Origin of the sequence: Sulfuricurvum sp. (assembly GCF_028710345.1) — a bacterium.
Classification (GTDB): domain Bacteria; phylum Campylobacterota; class Campylobacteria; order Campylobacterales; family Sulfurimonadaceae; genus Sulfuricurvum.
This window is the reverse complement of sequence record NZ_JAQTUH010000008.1, coordinates 63,160-81,724: the sequence shown is the minus strand read 5'-3', so window position 1 is coordinate 81,724 and position 18,565 is coordinate 63,160. Positions and strand designations below refer to the sequence as shown.

Below are 18,565 nucleotides of genomic sequence, written 5' to 3'. Positions count from 1 at the left end.
AGGGTGAATGATACAATCAAAATGGCCAAACAGCTTCAACGAGCTTACTTCCCCAGCCTCGATTAACCGAACGATCCACATCCCCTTCATTGGCATAAAGAATTTTTGCATCAGAGATTTTTGCAGAATTTATTTGATTGTTTTGATCAATATCATACGGACGGATAACACCGCTTAGTTGCATAATCTGCTTTTGATCATCAACCATGATCTCACGCCGTCCAATAATAAAATAGTTTCCATTGGACATCACTTTCACAATACGGGAAGATATCGTTGTTGTAAATGAAGCATTTTTCGTAGCAGCACCGGATCCAGAGTAACTTGAAGTTGACCCACCGGTAAATCCAATATTTGCGCCACCGTTAAGCTTACTAAGAGCATTCCCTACAGTGGAGTTCGTCGCAGATGTTCCGGCGAAGACACCGCCATTGAGACCAAGAGCATCTGCTTCACTTAGTGCCTTACTTGCTTTATTGGAACTGGTTGCCGTTTCAGAAATCACTACCGTGACGATATCATTAACATGCATTGCTTTGTGATCGGAAAAAAGTGGACTATCACCCTGACCAAATAAGCTTCCGCGTGCGACAAAACTGTTCTCTTCTTCGCGTGATGGCATCTCTTCAACATATTTTGGTGGCGTAAAAGAGATATCAGGCTCAGTTAATCTTGCTGTACACCCACTAAGCAATAATGAAGCTGATAAAACAGAAAGATAAAGACTTAAGCGCATAGCACATCCGATCGGTAATTTTGCTATAATAAGCAAAAAGAGTTCCAAAGGATTTAAATGACATTACGTGAGCAAATTAATAACGATATCAAAACAGCAATGAAAGAGAAAAATAATGCAGTTCGAGATGCATTGCGACTACTTAGTAGTGCGATGAAGCAAATCGAAGTAGATGAGCGTAAAGAGCTTAGTGATGATGATGTTATCAAAATCATCCAAAAACAGGTGAAACAACGTAACGATGCGATGTCTCAGTACCGTGATGCAGGACGGGAAGATTTGTATGAACAAGAAGCCTCTGAAGCGGCTATTTTTGAAGCGTATTTACCGCAACAATTGAGTGATGACGAACTCGAATCTGCCCTGCGTACTATAATCGCTGAAATAGGGGCAACTTCTATGAAAGAGATTGGTAAAGTTATGGGTGCTGCTTCCAAATCACTGGGAGCACAAGCCGACGGAAAACGAATCAACGAGTGTGCTAAAAAGATTTTAAGCTAATAACATGCTTCAATGGAAAATTTATTTACCACTCATTCGCTCAACAGTTGAACGCTTTGCCCAAGAGGCACAAAACAGTGATTGTTTTGCAAGATATGACTCTTCTTACACAAAAATCATTAATGAACAAAAAGAGAAACTTCTCAACGTATTTAACCAATTCGATACCAACGAAGAAAACGAAGCTATTGAAGATTATCTTGAATTTTGTATTTACAATGATCTTCCTTATCTTTTTGTTCACAGTGAGCTCTCTAATATTGCTAGAGAAATATTAGGACTTTTAGCATCTGAGGGAAAATGTTCTTCTATAAATTATGCAAACATCCATTTTACTAACTTAGAAACACGCATTGCAAAAGAATACTACCACCATTTTTTACGCAAATTAGCGACCAAACATCATATTCGACTCTCTCACCTTTCTCATCTCATTGAAAAACATTTGATGATTCACTATCAACACCATTTAGAATGGATGTTAGTACTTATTTCTGAGCTACAAGGAACTCAAAGAGAAGGGAGCAGTTGCGAACTTGACCATACACGGTGTTCTTTTGGTCAATGGTTGCATAATCCATCCATTCCATACCTATCAAATACAAGCCATTTTTCTGACATACAGCGACTTCATATTAATTTACACGAATTAGCATCAAATATTTTTTCACAACGTGCATCCGAACAGATAGATTATAAAAATATCATTCAGCTCTTACAAAATCTCGACTATACCTCATTGGAAATCGGAAATGAAATTGCTATCATTAATGATATGTTGATTATCGGCGAATATACCAAAGATCCTCTAACAGGATTACTAGGTCGACGACTATTTGAAAAAATTGTTATGGGACAAGTTGAAATAGCCAAAGCAACAGAAAGTGATTGTTCAATGATTATGTGTGATTTGGATTATTTCAAAGAAATAAATGATCAATATGGACATCTTTCAGGAGATGAAGTAATCAAAAATTTTGCGCATAATTTACAAAAAACTCTTCGAAAATCAGACTTTATTTTCCGATTTGGCGGTGAAGAGTTTTTGGTTCTCCTCCCATCAACAAACTATTCTGAAGCTCGGCAACTCGCAGAAAAACTCTGTCTTACAACAGCTACACAAAAAGTTCATTATGAAAATAATAGTATCAATTATACTGTGAGCATCGGCGTATACGAAATTGATACTCGTGATTTAACTTTTGTCACAAAAAATATCATTCAGCATTACATCCAAGCTGTCGATACAAAACTCTATCTCGCCAAAGAAAATGGACGAAATCGAGTAGAATAAAATTATATCAATGGCTCAGGGCGTCCATAATAAAAGCCCTGTGCATAATCGACACCAATCTCTTTAAGGACTTCTAACGTCTCTTCATCTTCTACATATTCTGCTATCGTGAGCTTTCCGAACTCTTTAGCAATCTGATGAATATGTTTTACAAAAATACGATCTTTCTCATTTACCGCAATATTTTTTACAAATTCCCCATCGATTTTTACAAAATCGGTATCAAAATATTTGAGATAAACGAATGATGAAAACCCTGATCCAAAATCATCTAATGCAAAGGAAATTCCAATTTTTTTCATCTCTTCAATAATATCCATTAATCCGTTTACATTATGAATCGCTTCCCTCTCTAAAATTTCTATCGATACACCGGAATTGGACTGTTTCGGGTCTTTTCCATAATGTGCTTGAATCACATTAACATAAGCACCGTCAAAAAGACTCTTTGTCGAGAGATTAAAGAAAAAGCGTTTATCCCATAGCCCTTTATGACCTCGTGCATTTAACCCTTTTGTTAGAATTATCTGATCAATTTTAGGGGCAAATCCGAGGCTCTCCGCCACTTCGATAAACTGTCCTGCTGCCATATATCGTTTACCGTCTCGAATACGTGCCAACACTTCATATCCAAATAACTCTCCTGTTTGAATATTATAGATGGGTTGAGCGAACGGTTCAACACAATCATCATCAATAGCACGTCGGAGAAATTCCCCTTTTTTCTGAATCTCCGCTGCCATCTCTTGATCGCTTTGATCGGCTCTTGCTATTGTATTTTTGCCGGCACGCTTAGCCTTATACATCGCCAAATCCGATCCTGTGAGGAGTGATTCAATATTTTCACCCTGTTCAGGGTATTCAGCAATACCAAAACTAGCAGTGAGCGTTATTTGATCAAACATCAAGGAGATAGGGGTTGATTCGAGGCGTGATCGAAGCTTTTCTACTACTGCGTACCCATTTTCATACGGAGTTTCTGGGAGAAGAACTGCAAATTCATCCCCCCCTAAACGGGCTAATACATCAGCATTTCGAAGATTTGAAGCAAAAATACTCGTAACTTCTTTGAGTACTAAATCACCAGACGCATGCCCGTAAGTATCATTAATATATTTAAAATTATCCAAATCAATCATTAAAACAGTAAACTGATGATGATGACGCAAAGAGCGCTTAATCTCATAGGTCAAAAATTCTTCAAATTTTCGACGGTTATATAATCCTGTGAGATAATCACGATCGGAAAGCTCTTGAAGTTTTTCATAATAGTCTTGAATCGAATCAAGCATCTTATTAAAATGGCTCTCAATATTTTTAACTTCCAAAATTTTTGTTTTAAGACTGACCCGTTTTGCCATATCATTTTTACTGATAATCTCTTGAATCATCCCAATAAACTGATTAATAGGCTGTACTAACAACGCATTAAGTCTAAAATATAAAATAGCAAAAATCATGATCGTAAAGGTGACAAAAAAGATGATAAACGAGTTAATCATTGTCGTCAAAGATATTTTGAGGTTTGCTACCGGAAAACGGACATCGATAACGCCGTTAATATCTCCAACATGGGCATTGGTGTGACAGGTGATACACTCTTGATTAACGACAATGGGATAGAGATAGCGTATCTCATCATCTCCTGTGAGAATCTCTTCACCTTTCATGGCACTCATAACCATACTGTCATGTTCACGAATATTTTTATCGGCTTCTCTATCTCCAAACAGTGCTGCGACTATCGGACTGCGATAGGCATTAATCCGCATATTGGGTTCTACTTTATTCAAGCGGACAATAATGGCATCAAGTTCTTCTTTACTCCACCCTTTTTCCATAGCGGAATAGAGTGCTTCAAATGCTAAACGGCTAGTTTTACGTGCGTCAACACGAGCAAGATCATCAATTGCCCGTTTTTTAATGAAAACACCGTATATAAAAGCAACCGCCAAACTCGCTAATAAAGAGAGAATAACGGTTTTAGCAATAAGCTTTTTATAGGTGGTATGCGATTTCATTAAAAAATATCCATTTCATCTTCATTATATAAAATAATTATATCATTAAAAATTTCAAATAAAGACTAAAATGTATTTTTACTTTAATCTTTGCTCACATAATTCAATTCTACCGATGCAATACGAAATGCAATAGAGTTTTGAAAAATCAACGGATGCGAATATTGACACGTGACAATCCCTTCACATGGTGAAAGGAGTTTTTCCCGTCTTTCACCACTCAAGGCATCGATAATTTTACCGATTACTTCCCCTTTTTGTACATGTGCTCCACACCGTACATTGGAGATAAAAATACCGGCACGTGATGCTTTTAAGATTGTAATACGGTTAGGATCGATTATATTGCTCATACGCCCTTCAAATACTGAAAAGTCAAGCATCCCCCGTTTCGACAAAAAGCGAACCAGTGCCATATGGACTTCATCACTTGCACCTTGATCTATAGATCCGTTTTTACCAAATACGATGGAAAATGCTTTGGTCTCCCACAACTGCCAGTTGTATTGCAACATTACAGTCTCTACCGGTTCATGCGCTCGATAATGGACGAATCCGATACCGAGATCTTTAACACTCTCAATATCTTCATAACCGCTTTGAATCAGTTTTACATATGGAATACACATCCCCTGATCGCGGCGCCCCTCCAATATAATCCCATAGTCATACCCTTTGAGGGTTTCGAAGAGTCTTCCTGCAATGCGCTGGGTTGTCTCCCCTTGATCGTATCCGGGAAACATGGTGTTAATATCGGTTTTATCCAACGGCCAATTTTTTTCTCCCATATTCAGAGCATACGCATTAACCGCAGGAATGACTAAAATTTTGCCGACAATTTTCCCCTCTTCTTCTTTAATACGAAGATACTCCACCAATCCCGATGCAACATAAAGCTGGTTGATATGATCACCGCTCATCGCACCCACTATCGCAACCGAAGGAGCTTTTGTATTCTCTTCACCAAATATAAACCCCTCAATACGTAAAGGGGCACGATTAGGAGATTCCAATGTCACTATATCAAATCGTCTCATTCGCTCTCTCCAAAAATACGCCCCAATAATGATCCTTCATAGACGATAGGGTAGGCTCTGAGGGTAAATAGTATCCCACCGATAGGGGCAATCACTTCATCCATCACCTCACCGCTGAGTGCGTTCACGATATGCCCCACAACAGAGCCTTTTGTTATCATTTGACAATGCTCTATCGCTGGGACAAATAATCCGGGACAGGATGCATTGAGATACGCCACTTCACCGACATGGGACTGAATCGGAAACCTGACATCGAGAGGTTTACTCTCGATAATCCCCTCATGTGCCATCAGATTTAAAATCCCTTTGAGTAACTGATGACCGTACGCATGCCCCAAACGCATCCCCACACCCATCTCCACGACCAGCGTTTTCGTACCGATTGTATTCATAGCATGGGCAAAGGTCGATTCCAAAACGGTTACCGCATCGTGCACCCACACAAAATCGATATTCAGCAAATTTGCCAAAGGGACTAACGAAGCTTCTTGAGCCTTTGCGATACGAACCTGAGGAATCTCCCGTAAAAATACATTACTGGAGTGAATATCGATAGCAAAATCGCTTCCACGCATCACATCCACCACACCATCAGCTATCTGAGCAGGGAGAAAATCGTTCTTACTCCCCGGAAAAGTGCGATTAAGATCAACATCGTAAAATGGGATGGAACGGGTAATACTATCAATCCCCAATGAGTTAATAGCGGGATAGATATCTATCGTCCCTTTGATTTTATCAGGGTTATTTCTCAACCATTCGCCCAATAAAAAACAGACGTATTGCCCCTCTAATTCATCTCCGTGAATACCGCTGACGATGGAAATTCTTTTTTTTGCTTCTGTATTAGGAGAAGTATACCGACATCGCTGAATTCTAAAATTCTCCCCTACGGGAAGTTCGATGGTAAAAACTTCTTCGATAAGACCCATCCTTATTCTCCCTGTGATTGTGTTTGAGAGCTCTCTTTGACAATAACACGATCAACAACACTGTTAAGAAATAGCAAAAATTTTGAAATATCCGAAGTCGTTATATTGATTGGACGATAATTGCGATTCAACTGTCTGGCGATAGTATTAATCACATCAATATCAGCTGCCACCATCTCGATTTCACCATACAAACGTAATATCAAATCAAAACGCTCTATTTGCTGTCCGAATCGTATCAACTGATACGCTCGGGTTCGATCAAGCTCTGTTGAAAATATTCCAAGTATAAGGCTACAGTTATCAATAATCTCTTCAAGGTTGCTAGGGCTAACCGCCTTATCACGTCCGGCAACAAGTTGATTATGAATTTTATTGAGGGTTGAGAAACCTCTCTCATCGAGTAAATGACGCGACTCTATAGCATTTTCACGCGCCCAGTTAATAATATCTTCTACACTCCCGCCATACGTTCCATATACCCCTTGTTTGAGAAAATCAAGTGCATTGTTATACTCAATTTCTACTCCCAGTTTAGCATAGAGTTTTCGCCCATCCTCAAAATCACGATCTATTACATAATCATAACTGTTGACTAACTCTTTGAGCATCGTTTCAGCACGTTGTACATAACGACCGAACCAATAGAGTCGTTGCGCTGTATTAACCGAGATTGCCATACTATTGATTATCATAATTCCACCACCCATGTATCTTTGAATCCACCTCCCTGTGAGGAGTTAACGAGGTAATTTCCCTCTTCCATCGCATAACGGGTAAGTCCCCCCATACTCACACTCACCTCTTCGCCGTAAATGACATAAGCACGTAAATCTGCCTTACGAGGGACGACTCCCTCTTCCATCATACAGGGAAGATCGTAAAATTCGATTACTTCTTGGGCAATCCATCGACGTGGTTCAGCTAAAATCATCTCAATAATTTCTGCACGTTTTTCTGAACTCAAACGGTTACCGAATAAAACCCCATATCCCCCTGCTTCGGCAACATCTTTGATAACCAGTTTATCGATATTATCGAGAACGTATTGACGATCTTTTTCATAATAGGGCAAATAAGTAGGTGCATTACGCAAAATAGGCTCTTCATTTAAATAATATTTGACCATTTGAGGGACAAAGTAATAAATACCTTTGTCATCAGCAACTCCATTACCGATACTATTCATGAGTGCAACATTTCCCGCACGATATGCACGGGCCAAACCGCGTACACCGATAAGACTCTCTTCATCAAACTCTTCAGGATCAAGAAAATCATCATCAAGCCGACGATAAATCGCCCCTACACGAAGACGTTCATCATTATAAGTACACAAAAATACTTCGTCATTTTCAACAACCAAATCTTCACCGTTTGCCAATGTTGCATCGGTAATTTTGGCTAAGTAACTGTGCTCGTAATAGGCAGAGTTATACCGTCCGGGAGTGAGAACAACATTAAGTCCACCGGTATTAACATAATTCATAGCCGCTTTCAGCTGTTCACCGTATTGTTTGATTTTAGATATATTCATCTGCTCAAAAAATTCAGGATAGGTGTGTCGAAATGCACGACGAATCGTTAACGGATAACTCACACCGCTTGGAACTCGTAGGTTATCTTCTAGGATAACCCAATCACCGCTTACCGCATCTTTGACCAAATCAATCCCGCTTATATGGGTACGAATCCCTTTAGGGGGATTTACACCCATATACTCAGGTAAAAAAGCTTTTGCCGAATCAACATATTCACGCGGAACGACACCGTCTTGGACAATTTTTTGTTCGTTGTAAATATCATTTAAAAATGCATTCAATGCTTTTACACGTTGAATAATCCCAGCTTCCAACTCATCAAACTCTTTTTTTGGAATAATGCGGGGAATCATATCAAAAGGAAAAGAGCGTTCTATAAAATTTCCCTCTTTAAAAAGGTTAAAATTAACCGCATTGGCTTCCAAAAAGTCTTTAAACTCAGGGATTTTATTTTTATCAACACTTTCAAAAATATTATAAAACTTTTGTAATTCTGGACTTACCGGTTCGATCATTTGCACCCCTTGTGAAAAATAAGACTTACTTAATCATATCCTAAAGTAATATCAAGGGTTGCTTAAAAAAGAAGCAAATAATCTATGTTATCCGTTTTTGAGAGTTTTTAGTGCAGTTTCGACATCATCTTGACGCATTAACGATTCGCCGACCAAAAATGCATCAACACCTGCTTTATTTAAATCTTCTAATTGACCATGTTCGTAGATACCGCTCTCGGCAACAATAATTTTACCATTTGGAATCAAAGGAATAAGATCATAACTGAGGTTCATATTCATATCGAATGTTTGGAGATTTCGGTGATTGATCCCGATAATATCCGCACCAGCGCTAATCGCTTTGGTAAGTTCTGATTTGTCGTGAATCTCGACCAACGCTTCCATCCCTAAATGGCGAGTATAGTTCAACAGCTCTTTAAGCTCACTCGTGGAAAGTGCCGCCGCGATTAGAAGAACAAAATCAGCGCCGTATACCAATGCTTCGAGAAGCTGATATTTGGAGACGATAAAATCTTTACGTAACAAAGGAATACCGACATAACGTCGAATTTCCGCGAGATAATCAAGATTTCCTTGAAAAAAATGGGGTTCAGTGAGGATAGAAATAGCATTCGCACCACCGCGTTCATACGCCTGAGCTATCGCTATAGGATCGAAATCTTCACGAATCACCCCTTTGGAAGGAGATGCTTTTTTTACTTCACTGATAATGCGGTACGGTTCATTAGGGGTAGAGGTGAGATATGGTCTCACATCGCGTGGAGCACGAGCATTAAATGCCAATGAACGCCCAAGCCACTCCATACTAAATTTAGCTTCGCGCTCTATTAAATCTTCTTTGGTTTTTTTGATGATGTCATCTAATATCATAATTAATTTTTCTCCTTTATTGTACACTTCTCAATCGCTTTAAGGTGTTCTCTCACCTCATCTTCTTCCGTACCGATTAACGATTCAACCTGCTTTATCAAACGGAGTGCTTCACTACATTCATTAAGTTTATAGTGTCCCCATGCCAATGAATCGAGATAAAACGGTGACTCGGGTTGTTGCAAAAGTGCCCGTTTAACGTATCCCATCCCCTCAGTAATATTCATATCATGATCGATTAACAAATATCCTAGATAATTGAGATAAAGGGGACTTTCCATCTCTATACTTACCTGCTTCAAACCACCCACAACCTCATCTAAAAGCTTAGGATCGTTTTTATTTTTAGCGGCTTCGTAACTAAAAACTGAACTTTGTGCGAGATAGAGAGGATTGGGATCTTGCTTATAGAGTTTTTTTGCCAATTCAGATGCTTTATCAAATTGTTTATCACGTACATACAGTTCCAGTAAAAAAGGATCATTAACTCCAGATTTCTCTAAAAGAGCATTGAGTTTTAGGGTATTTTGCTGATACACATATATTTTAATCGCCTCACCCGCGATGAGAGGGTCATGGGATAAATCATAGGTCTCTTCGTATATTTGCGCTGCATCATCCAATGCACCGCTATCGGCATAAAAACTTCCTAAACGGTTTCCGATTACTTTGCTATTACCATGTACACCGATATGCTGTTTTAAAAAGGCAATTGCCTCTTTTTTCTCTCCTAAATGAACGTATTGGATAAGTGCCATCCGCTCAGCCATCTCGTTATCGAAATTTATGTTATACCCTTTTTGAAGAGCACCAAATCCCCCTTGGTAATTCGCCATTTTTAGATACCCGTCTGCGAGTAATGCGTAATCCGATGGTGCTTTGGTTTTATCGCTTAATTGTGTCGCCTCTTGAACTGCTTGAGAAAACTTACCACTTTTTAATAACGAAATAATCGAAAAACGTTTAAGGGTACTATCGTCAGGATTTTTACTTAATGCACTATTGGTTAGCGTCGTAAATTTTGCTTCATCTATCGGTTCTATCATCCGTAGGGAGTTGTATAAATACTCTTTTTGTCCGGTTTGCGTATAGAGTTTTTCGTAGTAAAGGGATGCCAACTCATTTTTATGACGTGATTGAGCATCGAGTGCCGCGAGTATATACCCATTTTCATCAAGTTCGATAGGTTGTATTTTAGGTGTGGGAGGAGAAACTTTTTTCGTAGCACCCTCTACACCTAAAACAATCAACATTGAGGCAATGATTATTTTTATCATCCAATTATCCCCGGACATTCAAGTTTCAGTTCATCGATACGGTGACGAAAATAGTCCCAAAAAGGAAACGTTCGACACTGCAACGGACGCGCGGCGTAAATACTACACCCATTTAGTGAACGATTAAAAAACGCACAGTCGTATGAACCGTTTACAAGCCGCTCTTTGAGAGAAAATCGAAATCCCTCTTTGCGCAAATACGTCCGACGAAATTCCCCCTCATCCATCTCTAGGAGCTTGGCGATTGCGGTTATTTCAGTAACAGAGACAAAAATACTACCGCTCTCACCCGTACAGCAGTTCCCTCCGCATTTTGCGCAAGCAGAGGGGTCGAATGCGTAAGAGAAACCTTCTTGTGTCATGTATTCGGACATTTGATACTGTGCACCTTTGCTTTATCGTAGATCGCTTGCACCGCAGGGGTATAAACACCGTTTGCTTCCGTAATCATCGGAGGCAAAACGGTGAGAGCCGCTTTGGAATTCTTTTTTAGATGGAGCATCACCAGTGTACTGGGACGATCCTCTTTTGAATGGACGAATTGTACCTCAACGACTCTTAATCCTGTACGTTCACACGCACTACAAAGTTGCACAAATTGACGCGCATCATAACAAATCGCCGCTTCACCATTGGATTTTAAAAGCTTTGATATTTTGTTCATAAACGGCTCAATCGGCAAATGAACGTTATAACGTGCCTGATGGAGAATCGGATTCTCCGAGCGTGACACGTTCTCATGGTAAAACGGCGGATTCGATACGATCCAGTCATAACTACCATGATTTCCCAACTCTAAAAAGTCCCCTTCGTGAAGAGTGTAGTCGATACCGTTAATCGCCGCATTTCGACGGGCAAATTCGACATACAGAGGCTGTTTTTCGATGGCTTCGAGGCTCACGGAGGGAAAATCCCGCCCGATCAAAAGCCCCACGATTCCGCTCCCCGCACCGACATCGAGTATTTTTCCCTTCGGGGCAAAACGGGAGATGAATCCGTACAGCAATATCGAATCGCTGTTGTAACAATAGCCTCCGTCAGGTTGATAAAGGAGCATTTAGATACCTTTTTTAGTTATGTAAAGATTTTGCTGTTTTTTTAACATAGGTCTAAAGCTATGTTAACTTTTTTGTGTTTTTTTAACATAGCTCTTTGAATATGTCAAATTAAATGCCTTTTCTTAACATATCAAATAACTCAATATTAATAAAAAACTTACTGTTCTTGATTTGAATATTTTTTAAAATTCCCATAGTTTCGAGTTCATTAAGATATTTAGATGCGGTTTGTCTTGTAATACCTAATCTATCCACTAAAAACTCAATCTTCGTATACGGATGCATAAATAGTACCTCAACCAAATCTTTGCTGTAAATCTTCGGCAGTTGCACAGATATTTTCTCTTGGGTAGCAATCATCAAATCATTGATGCCATTTATAAGGTCAACCGTTTCGAGCGACGTTTGCTCCACACCATCGAGCATATACAAAATCCACTCTTCCCAATTATCTTTGGTTCTAACCTCTTGGAGAAGTCTATAATAATCCGCCTTATGAGTGATAATATAGCGGCTCAGATAGAGGATAGGAATATCGAGTAAATCTTTTAAAATCAGATACAAGATGTTGATAATCCGCCCCGTTCGCCCGTTCCCATCATAAAACGGATGGATAGACTCAAACTGATAATGGATAATCGCCATATTGATGAGATCGTCTATCTCGTTTGGTTCATTGATATACGTTTCGAGATTATCTAAAAGTGCCTGTATAACCTCATACTCTTGCGGTGGCGTAAAAACGACCTCTCCCGTTTGTATATTTTTCAAAATCGTACCGCTTTGACGGCGCACACCTGCATTGTTCTGTTCTAATACCTGCTGAATCTCTATGATGTACTTTTTGAGTAACAAACGATTATCTTGTACGAGAGAAAAACCTCTTAGCAGTGCTTCTCGATAGTTTTGTACCTCTTTTGCTTCATTAGTGACACTGGAAATATCTAAACCTGCACGATAGAGTTCGTCATGCGTTGTAATGATATTTTCGATCTCAGAGCTGTCTTTTGCCTCTTGGAGCACCAAAGAGTTGATGAGGATCGCACTGTTTGGGATAATCTTCGCCACACCGTTCAGACGTGCCAAAGCACGGTTCGCACTGATCGATTTTTTAAGGATTTTGGTGGTTTCTATCTCTTTTTTAAGGGGTAGGCTATTCATTTTAAATTGTTTCACCATTCAAAATTTTCATGAAAGTTTTATTTCTTGTATCTGCATCAAATGCCAAAGATTTATAGTCAATAAAATTTATAATTGTATTTGGCTTTTCATGATATTTATAATATATTGGAAATCCACCTTGTGTAGGGATTTTATTGTATGATTTATTATCTAAATTAAATTCCGTTTGTGGGGTAAAATTTAAAAATGCATAAGTCCAAATTCTAATTTTATTATTTTCCCTAGAGTCATTAATATATCGGGCATATGTTAAAAGTTGCTCTTCTGCTCCAGCAGGTGTTATATTCTCATCAGGTCTCTTAAGCTCAATAATTACAATATCTGTAATTTCATCTTCCTGATAAGTGTTGGAAACAATGCTTAAAATGTCTGGTCGTTTTGCAATTGTAGGTAATTGAGGAAAAATTTTATTTAATTGTGCTTCACTAAATACTTTATCATAAGTCATAAATCTATCATCAAAAAGCCATAAATTGTTTTTTCTATAATCTTCTTTATCATCTTCTGTATGCTGTTGCATAAAAAGATTATGTATCTCTTGTTCTATTACTTTTTCATCCGTTAATTTTTTTAGTCGATCAATTTTCTTTTGTCTATCAAAAATATACTCTGCTAATTCTGCTTGCGTTACAACTCCAAGGATTTTATCAAAATCTTCGACAGCTTTTTTATCATTATTTCGTAAAGCTTCTTTGTCTTCTTCAAATTGTTTTTTCGCTTTATGAAGTAAATCAACCGTATCTAAACCATTCTCATTATTTGTTAAATAATATGCTAAATATGGAGCTTCTTCGCGAGCAATTGCTAAACTTTTTTTAGCTTCTTCATCTATATCTATATCATGTTTTTTAGCTATCTCTTTTATCTTTTTAACCAACTCTTCATGTATATCTTTCCAAGACAGGTCATGAAACAACCCTGCATTTGTTCGAATGGGCATAATTGAAAAATCATCTCTCGTTTCATTGACGTTATTATCAAAATACTTTGATGATAATAGAAATAAAATATTTATATTTTTGAAAAAATGAAATTTCTTTTTTGATTCTAAGTGTGAATTTCGTATAACAACTCTGCCACCAGCACAATAAAATCCATCATAATTTTTAATACTTTCATCCTCGAAAATATAATCTAAGGTAAATTCATGAGTATGTATTTTAAATGGTAAGGTTTCAAATTTTGGTATCTGAGAACTTTCAATTATTTTTTTAGAGTTTTCATTTTCAAAAATATTTATCTTGATTTCTTTTTCCCCATCAATAAGCCTAAAATAAGCTAAAAAATGATCTTTTAGATCTTGTTCTAGCCTATCATAATCAACAGTAAATTGCTTTTTAGGTTTATCGAAAAAGACTCTTGTTAATTGACTTTTTGATTCTATTTCTTCTACTTTGATGTCTTTGTCTATAACAAAATCAATCTGTTTATCTAAGCTTTCGATACACACTTTTTCAAAAATTTTGAGATATAAAAATCTTCCAATTCCCTTACATCCCAAATCTTTTTTGAGCTGTGAACGATAATTTTGAAAAGACTCTATATTTTTTTTGATAAAACCATCTCCATTGTCTTCAATAACAAGTTGGTCTATATATCTTTTATCACTTATTTCTAAGGCAAATTGATTTAGTTTTATATTTATCTCAGTAGCATTTGCTTGTAAAGAATTTGTAACAGCTTCAAAAATCACTTGTTCCCATGTTACATCTTGCAAGTCATTTACAATTGTTTCAATACTGGCTGATACTACTCCACTCATTATATTACCTCCAAATTTACGCTCTAGTTTGATTTAGTAGATTATCTATTCTCATGATAAGTTGGTAATGACTACAACTCAATTCGCCACACAATGTGTAGCGAATTGAAAAAAATCCCTTAACCACCCAATCTCTCACCCTTTGGGATATAATTCAACAATTATATCACTTCATATCAGGTTTAACTATGATTATCATCCCTGCCCGTCTCGCCTCAACCCGCTTTCCCGAAAAAGTTTTAGCCGATATCGGCGGTCTACCGATGGTGATCCGCACCGCCAAACGGGTCGCGTCCATCGACCGTGTCGTGGTCGCGTGTGACGATGAGAAAATCCTCGACATCTGTGCCGCTCACGGTGTCGAAGCACGTCTCACCTCCACAACGCATAAAAGCGGAACCGACCGTATCAACGAGTGCGCACAGATCATCGATGTACCTGATGATGAACTCATCATCAACGTCCAAGCCGATGAGCCGTTTATCGAAACGGAAGTGCTTGAACTTCTAATCGAACGTCTCAATACCCTCAAAGCGCAAAACGCTCCATTCATCATGGGAAGTTGCTACAATGCGATCAATACCGAATCGGCACAAGACCCTAATCTCGTCAAAGTAATCACCGATATCGATCATAACGCGATCTATTTCTCCCGTTCTCCGATCCCGTTTGACCGTAGCGGGGAAGCGTCGTATTTCGGACATATCGGAATCTACGGATTTACCAAAAAATCGCTCCACGATTTCTGCGCCCTCGGCGAAGCACCTCTCGAAGACATCGAAAAACTCGAACAGCTCCGTGCCCTCTATCACGGCAAAAAAATCTCGATGGTCAAAGTGGCGAGTAGTGGGTTTGGGATTGATACCGTAGAGGATTTGGAACGGGCGAAAAAGATTTTCGGACTTTAAACTTTTTGGTTGCTATATTCATGCTATGGATGAGGCGTACAATAATCACACCGATTTGTTAAATAAGGAGTTATTATGTCACTCATCGAAACGTTTACAGACTATGTCCTAAACCGCAAAAGCCTCAAAGAGTATGTTGAAGTTCGCAAAACCATCAACGAGCGAGGTGAGTTTAACGACGAAAAACTAATCCAAGCAGAAGAGAATCTACAACGTTTAAAAAATGAGAATCCTGAAGTTTATGAGGGTATGTACGAGACATTAGCGAGAATTTACGCACAAAATGCAGGGCTTACTGTCGAATATCCACTCGATTTTATCCGACAAGTTTTAAAAATGTATCAAGATTCCCATACCCCTAAACAAATTTGTCAAGAGTACAGACGGATGTTAGAGCATTATCATCACGATGTGTGATGATAAAATCTACCATTACGCAAATTGCGTTGCGAGTTCCATCAAGATTTTCCCCGCCTGAGCTTCGTTTCCATTATACTTCGTCAGTTTGATACCCATGTTATTCATACTCTTCGCGGTATTTTTACACGCCATTTTAACAACGAGATAATCACAATCTGAGATAGCATCCGCCATCGTGTCGTGCGCTTTGATATGTTCCATATCATTTTCGTCATGGTCACATGTATGGTGGTCATCATGATCGTGGTGATCCTCTTCACCCGCCATTTTTGGATTGGCACGCAATCCCTCTAACTCAAAACTTCGGAACATTCCACCTTTTAGATTATAGACTGCAAAATATGGGGTATGCCCCGCATTTCCAACCATTTTTAAGGTGTCATCTACCACCGGTACAGCAATTTTCATAATAATATCTCCAAATGTTTGTGATTATTATGCCTTATTACACTTTAAAGAAAATTGGGATTTAAAAGAGAGGGAGAGAAAGTTCCCCGAAATCGGGGAAAAAGGTGTTAGATATTGTCGCGGATACCAAGATCAGCGATCAATTTGTTGTAACTTACACGGTTTGTACGTTTCAAATAACGCATCAAACGACGACGTTGACCAACAAGTTTCAAAAGACCAAGACGTGATGAGTGATCTTTTTTGAAAGTTTTCAAGTGTTCTGTAAGATCACTAATACGTTTTGAAAGCAAAGCGATTTGCACTTCACTTGAACCTGTATCACCTTCTGCGCGTTGAAATTCTTTAATAATTTCAGTTTTTTTAGCCGTATCTAAAGCCATAATAGCCTCCTGATGGGTAGTAATTTTACTTGGATAGAGACGAAACTCTTCAAGCAGGGTCGGCATTATAGCAAAATATTATTAAAAGAGCTGTATAATGTCAAAATAAATCTTGAAACAATTATGTACTAAATTTTGATGCCTACTGAGAGAAAATGACCAATATTAACAAAACATTTCATATTTTATGCGTTGATGATTCTCAAACCAATCTTCAGTTGCTCCACTCAGTTCTCTCCAAACACGGTTATAGAGTCACCTGTTTGTTAGATGGTCAAGAGGCTCTTAATTACGCTGCTAATCACTCTGCTACCATTGATCTCATTTTACTCGATATCATGATGCCCGATATGGATGGCTATACCGTTTGTCAAAATCTTAAATTTTCTCCTCTTCTTTCAAAAATTCCGGTAATTTTTCTCACCGCCTATAACGATATAGAAGCACTGACAAAATCGTTTGAAGTGGGCGGTGTCGATTATCTCATTAAACCGTTTCGAACTAAAGAGCTATTAGTACGGATACAAACTCACTTAAAACTCAAATTTTACCAAGATCAAGAGATCGAAAAAACTCAGTATGAACTCATATCAATGATGGGTTCACTCGCAGAGAGTCATCACCAAGATACGGCGAGTCACGTTAAACGTGTAGGAGAATATGCCAATTTAATCGCTAAATTACTGGGATTTGGGGATGAACAAGCTCAAATTATCCAATCTGCTTCGATGCTTCATGATATCGGTAAAGTGACCACACCGGATGCAGTTCTTTATAAACCGGAAAAATTGACTCACGAAGAGTTTATCATCATGAAGCAACACGCCAAAGCGGGATATGAGGCATTAAGTTATTCTTCATTACCGCTCTTTCAAGTTGCCGCAATTATTGCTCATGAGCATCATGAAAAATTTGATGGCAGCGGCTACCCAAGAGGGCTCAAAGGGCATGAAATACATATCTTCGGTCGTATTGTTGCTTTCGCCGATGTACTCGATGCGATTAGCAGTACACGTACCTATAAAAAGGGGTGGAAGCTCGATGAGATTTTTTCATTTGTAAAATCCGAATATGGTAAACATTTTGATCCTAAAATAGTTGATCTTTTTTTCGATAATTTCTCTCTCTTTTTAGACATCAAAGAGAAATACACCAATGACGATTAAGCAGTTTTAGCTATAATAATTTCCTAATTTAATTATTTTCTGCCTCGGATGAGGCAAGCTTTAGTGACTCAGCGGCTAGCGTAGCTAAAGGGATTTTATTCCTTTGGCGTTCAAATAATAGATAGAAGGATTATGGATGTTAATGACCCGTGCCAGTGAATACGCCATATTATCACTTATCATTCTTGCCAAAGCAGATAAACCTCTTGACGTTGACACTCTCTCCCGTGAACTCGATATCTCCAAAAGCTTTCTTGCGAAAATTCTTCAAGCTCTTGCCCGCAAAGGGATTTTAAACTCGTTCAAAGGGGTTAATGGCGGATTTGAACTTGCACGGCTCAGTTCAGAGATTACCATGCTCGAAGTGATGGAGGCGGCAGAGGGGAAAAGTCCAGCTGTTTTTAGCTGTTCGCCATCGCTCGAAGATTGTCCCTCTCATAAAGCGATGAGTTGCGGTATTTGGCCATTTTTAAATCGTTTACAGGGGAAAGTAGATGCCTTTTTAGGAACTCTCACCCTCGAAGCTATTTTAGAAGAGTAAGATTTGG

Annotated in this window: 20 protein-coding genes; 6 read left to right on the top strand and 14 right to left on the bottom strand. The window is 38.5% G+C overall.

What is annotated here, in order from left to right; all coding sequences use genetic code 11:
* Positions 1-16: 16 nt before the first annotated feature.
* Positions 17-736 (bottom strand): flagellar basal body L-ring protein FlgH, encoded by a 720-nt coding sequence (flgH, locus tag PHC76_RS11180; RefSeq protein ID WP_299972025.1) that lies wholly within the window; start codon positions 734-736, stop codon positions 17-19.
* A gap of 57 nt (positions 737-793) precedes the next feature.
* Here flgH and PHC76_RS11175 point away from each other — a divergent pair, with 57 nt between their 5' ends.
* Both PHC76_RS11175 and PHC76_RS11170 read left to right on the top strand, forming a co-directional pair.
* Complete coding sequence (locus PHC76_RS11175) at positions 794-1,237, top strand: GatB/YqeY domain-containing protein (RefSeq protein ID WP_299972024.1); 444 nt, start codon at positions 794-796, stop codon at positions 1,235-1,237.
* A 4-nt stretch (positions 1,238-1,241) separates the two neighbouring features.
* Positions 1,242-2,531, top strand: a complete 1,290-nt coding sequence (locus PHC76_RS11170) for a sensor domain-containing diguanylate cyclase (RefSeq protein WP_299972023.1) — start codon at positions 1,242-1,244, stop codon at positions 2,529-2,531.
* A 2-nt stretch (positions 2,532-2,533) separates the two neighbouring features.
* On the opposite strand, the gene PHC76_RS11165 is transcribed toward PHC76_RS11170, so the two are convergent.
* The 11 genes from PHC76_RS11165 to PHC76_RS11115 all read right to left on the bottom strand — a co-directional run bounded on the left by PHC76_RS11165 (position 2,534) and on the right by PHC76_RS11115 (position 14,732).
* A complete protein-coding gene (locus tag PHC76_RS11165; protein ID WP_300210072.1) occupies positions 2,534-4,552 on the bottom strand; it encodes a diguanylate cyclase in 2,019 nt (672 codons plus the stop codon).
* An 83-nt stretch (positions 4,553-4,635) separates the two neighbouring features.
* Entirely contained in the window at positions 4,636-5,589 is a 954-nt protein-coding gene (locus PHC76_RS11160; RefSeq protein WP_299972021.1) for a M14 family metallopeptidase, read from the bottom strand.
* Positions 5,586-6,524: a M14 family metallopeptidase gene (locus tag PHC76_RS11155; protein ID WP_299972020.1), complete on the bottom strand. Its 939-nt coding sequence runs from the start codon at positions 6,522-6,524 to the stop codon at positions 5,586-5,588. Before PHC76_RS11155 ends, PHC76_RS11160 begins: the two co-directional genes overlap by 4 nt.
* Before the next feature lie 2 nt (positions 6,525-6,526).
* A complete protein-coding gene (locus PHC76_RS11150) occupies positions 6,527-7,204 on the bottom strand; it encodes an alpha-E domain-containing protein (protein WP_299972019.1) in 678 nt (225 codons plus the stop codon).
* A gap of 11 nt (positions 7,205-7,215) precedes the next feature.
* A complete protein-coding gene (locus PHC76_RS11145; protein ID WP_299972018.1) occupies positions 7,216-8,580 on the bottom strand; it encodes a circularly permuted type 2 ATP-grasp protein in 1,365 nt (454 codons plus the stop codon).
* Positions 8,581-8,667: 87 nt separating this feature from the next.
* Positions 8,668-9,453 (bottom strand): indole-3-glycerol phosphate synthase TrpC, encoded by a 786-nt coding sequence (gene trpC, locus PHC76_RS11140; RefSeq protein WP_299972016.1) that lies wholly within the window; start codon positions 9,451-9,453, stop codon positions 8,668-8,670.
* A 2-nt stretch (positions 9,454-9,455) separates the two neighbouring features.
* Positions 9,456-10,730: a hypothetical protein gene (locus tag PHC76_RS11135; protein WP_299972014.1), complete on the bottom strand. Its 1,275-nt coding sequence runs from the start codon at positions 10,728-10,730 to the stop codon at positions 9,456-9,458.
* Positions 10,727-11,104, bottom strand: a complete 378-nt coding sequence (locus PHC76_RS11130; RefSeq protein WP_299972012.1) for a YkgJ family cysteine cluster protein — start codon at positions 11,102-11,104, stop codon at positions 10,727-10,729. Before PHC76_RS11130 ends, PHC76_RS11135 begins: the two co-directional genes overlap by 4 nt.
* Positions 11,089-11,787, bottom strand: coding sequence for a methyltransferase (locus PHC76_RS11125; RefSeq protein WP_299972010.1), 699 nt, complete (start codon positions 11,785-11,787; stop codon positions 11,089-11,091). The genes PHC76_RS11130 and PHC76_RS11125 overlap by 16 nt, the downstream gene beginning before the upstream one ends.
* Before the next feature lie 109 nt (positions 11,788-11,896).
* Positions 11,897-12,949 (bottom strand): Fic family protein, encoded by a 1,053-nt coding sequence (locus PHC76_RS11120; RefSeq protein WP_300210069.1) that lies wholly within the window; start codon positions 12,947-12,949, stop codon positions 11,897-11,899.
* A gap of 1 nt (position 12,950) precedes the next feature.
* Positions 12,951-14,732 (bottom strand): ATP-binding protein, encoded by a 1,782-nt coding sequence (locus PHC76_RS11115; protein ID WP_299975152.1) that lies wholly within the window; start codon positions 14,730-14,732, stop codon positions 12,951-12,953.
* Positions 14,733-14,920: 188 nt separating this feature from the next.
* Between PHC76_RS11115 and kdsB the strand changes: the two genes are divergently transcribed.
* The gene (gene kdsB, locus PHC76_RS11110) at positions 14,921-15,640 is read left to right on the top strand and encodes a 3-deoxy-manno-octulosonate cytidylyltransferase (RefSeq protein WP_299975154.1); all 720 of its coding nucleotides are present in this window, start codon (positions 14,921-14,923) and stop codon (positions 15,638-15,640) included.
* 75 nt (positions 15,641-15,715) lie between these two features.
* Positions 15,716-16,057 (top strand): hypothetical protein, encoded by a 342-nt coding sequence (locus PHC76_RS11105; RefSeq protein ID WP_299975157.1) that lies wholly within the window; start codon positions 15,716-15,718, stop codon positions 16,055-16,057.
* Positions 16,058-16,072: 15 nt separating this feature from the next.
* Here PHC76_RS11105 and PHC76_RS11100 read toward each other — a convergent pair whose 3' ends face one another.
* Together PHC76_RS11100 and rpsO are read right to left on the bottom strand one after the other, a co-directional pair.
* Entirely contained in the window at positions 16,073-16,468 is a 396-nt protein-coding gene (locus tag PHC76_RS11100; RefSeq protein ID WP_299975160.1) for a hypothetical protein, read from the bottom strand.
* A 107-nt stretch (positions 16,469-16,575) separates the two neighbouring features.
* Positions 16,576-16,851 (bottom strand): 30S ribosomal protein S15, encoded by a 276-nt coding sequence (rpsO, locus tag PHC76_RS11095; RefSeq protein WP_299975168.1) that lies wholly within the window; start codon positions 16,849-16,851, stop codon positions 16,576-16,578.
* Between the two features lie 155 nt (positions 16,852-17,006).
* On the opposite strand from rpsO, the gene PHC76_RS11090 reads away from it, so the two are divergent.
* Both PHC76_RS11090 and PHC76_RS11085 read left to right on the top strand, forming a co-directional pair.
* Positions 17,007-18,017: an HD domain-containing phosphohydrolase gene (locus PHC76_RS11090; protein WP_299975163.1), complete on the top strand. Its 1,011-nt coding sequence runs from the start codon at positions 17,007-17,009 to the stop codon at positions 18,015-18,017.
* A 136-nt stretch (positions 18,018-18,153) separates the two neighbouring features.
* Positions 18,154-18,558 carry an Rrf2 family transcriptional regulator gene (locus tag PHC76_RS11085; RefSeq protein WP_299975165.1) on the top strand — a complete coding sequence of 135 codons (405 nt, stop codon included), beginning with the start codon at positions 18,154-18,156 and terminating at the stop codon, positions 18,556-18,558.
* The last annotated feature ends 7 nt before the right edge of the window (positions 18,559-18,565 follow it).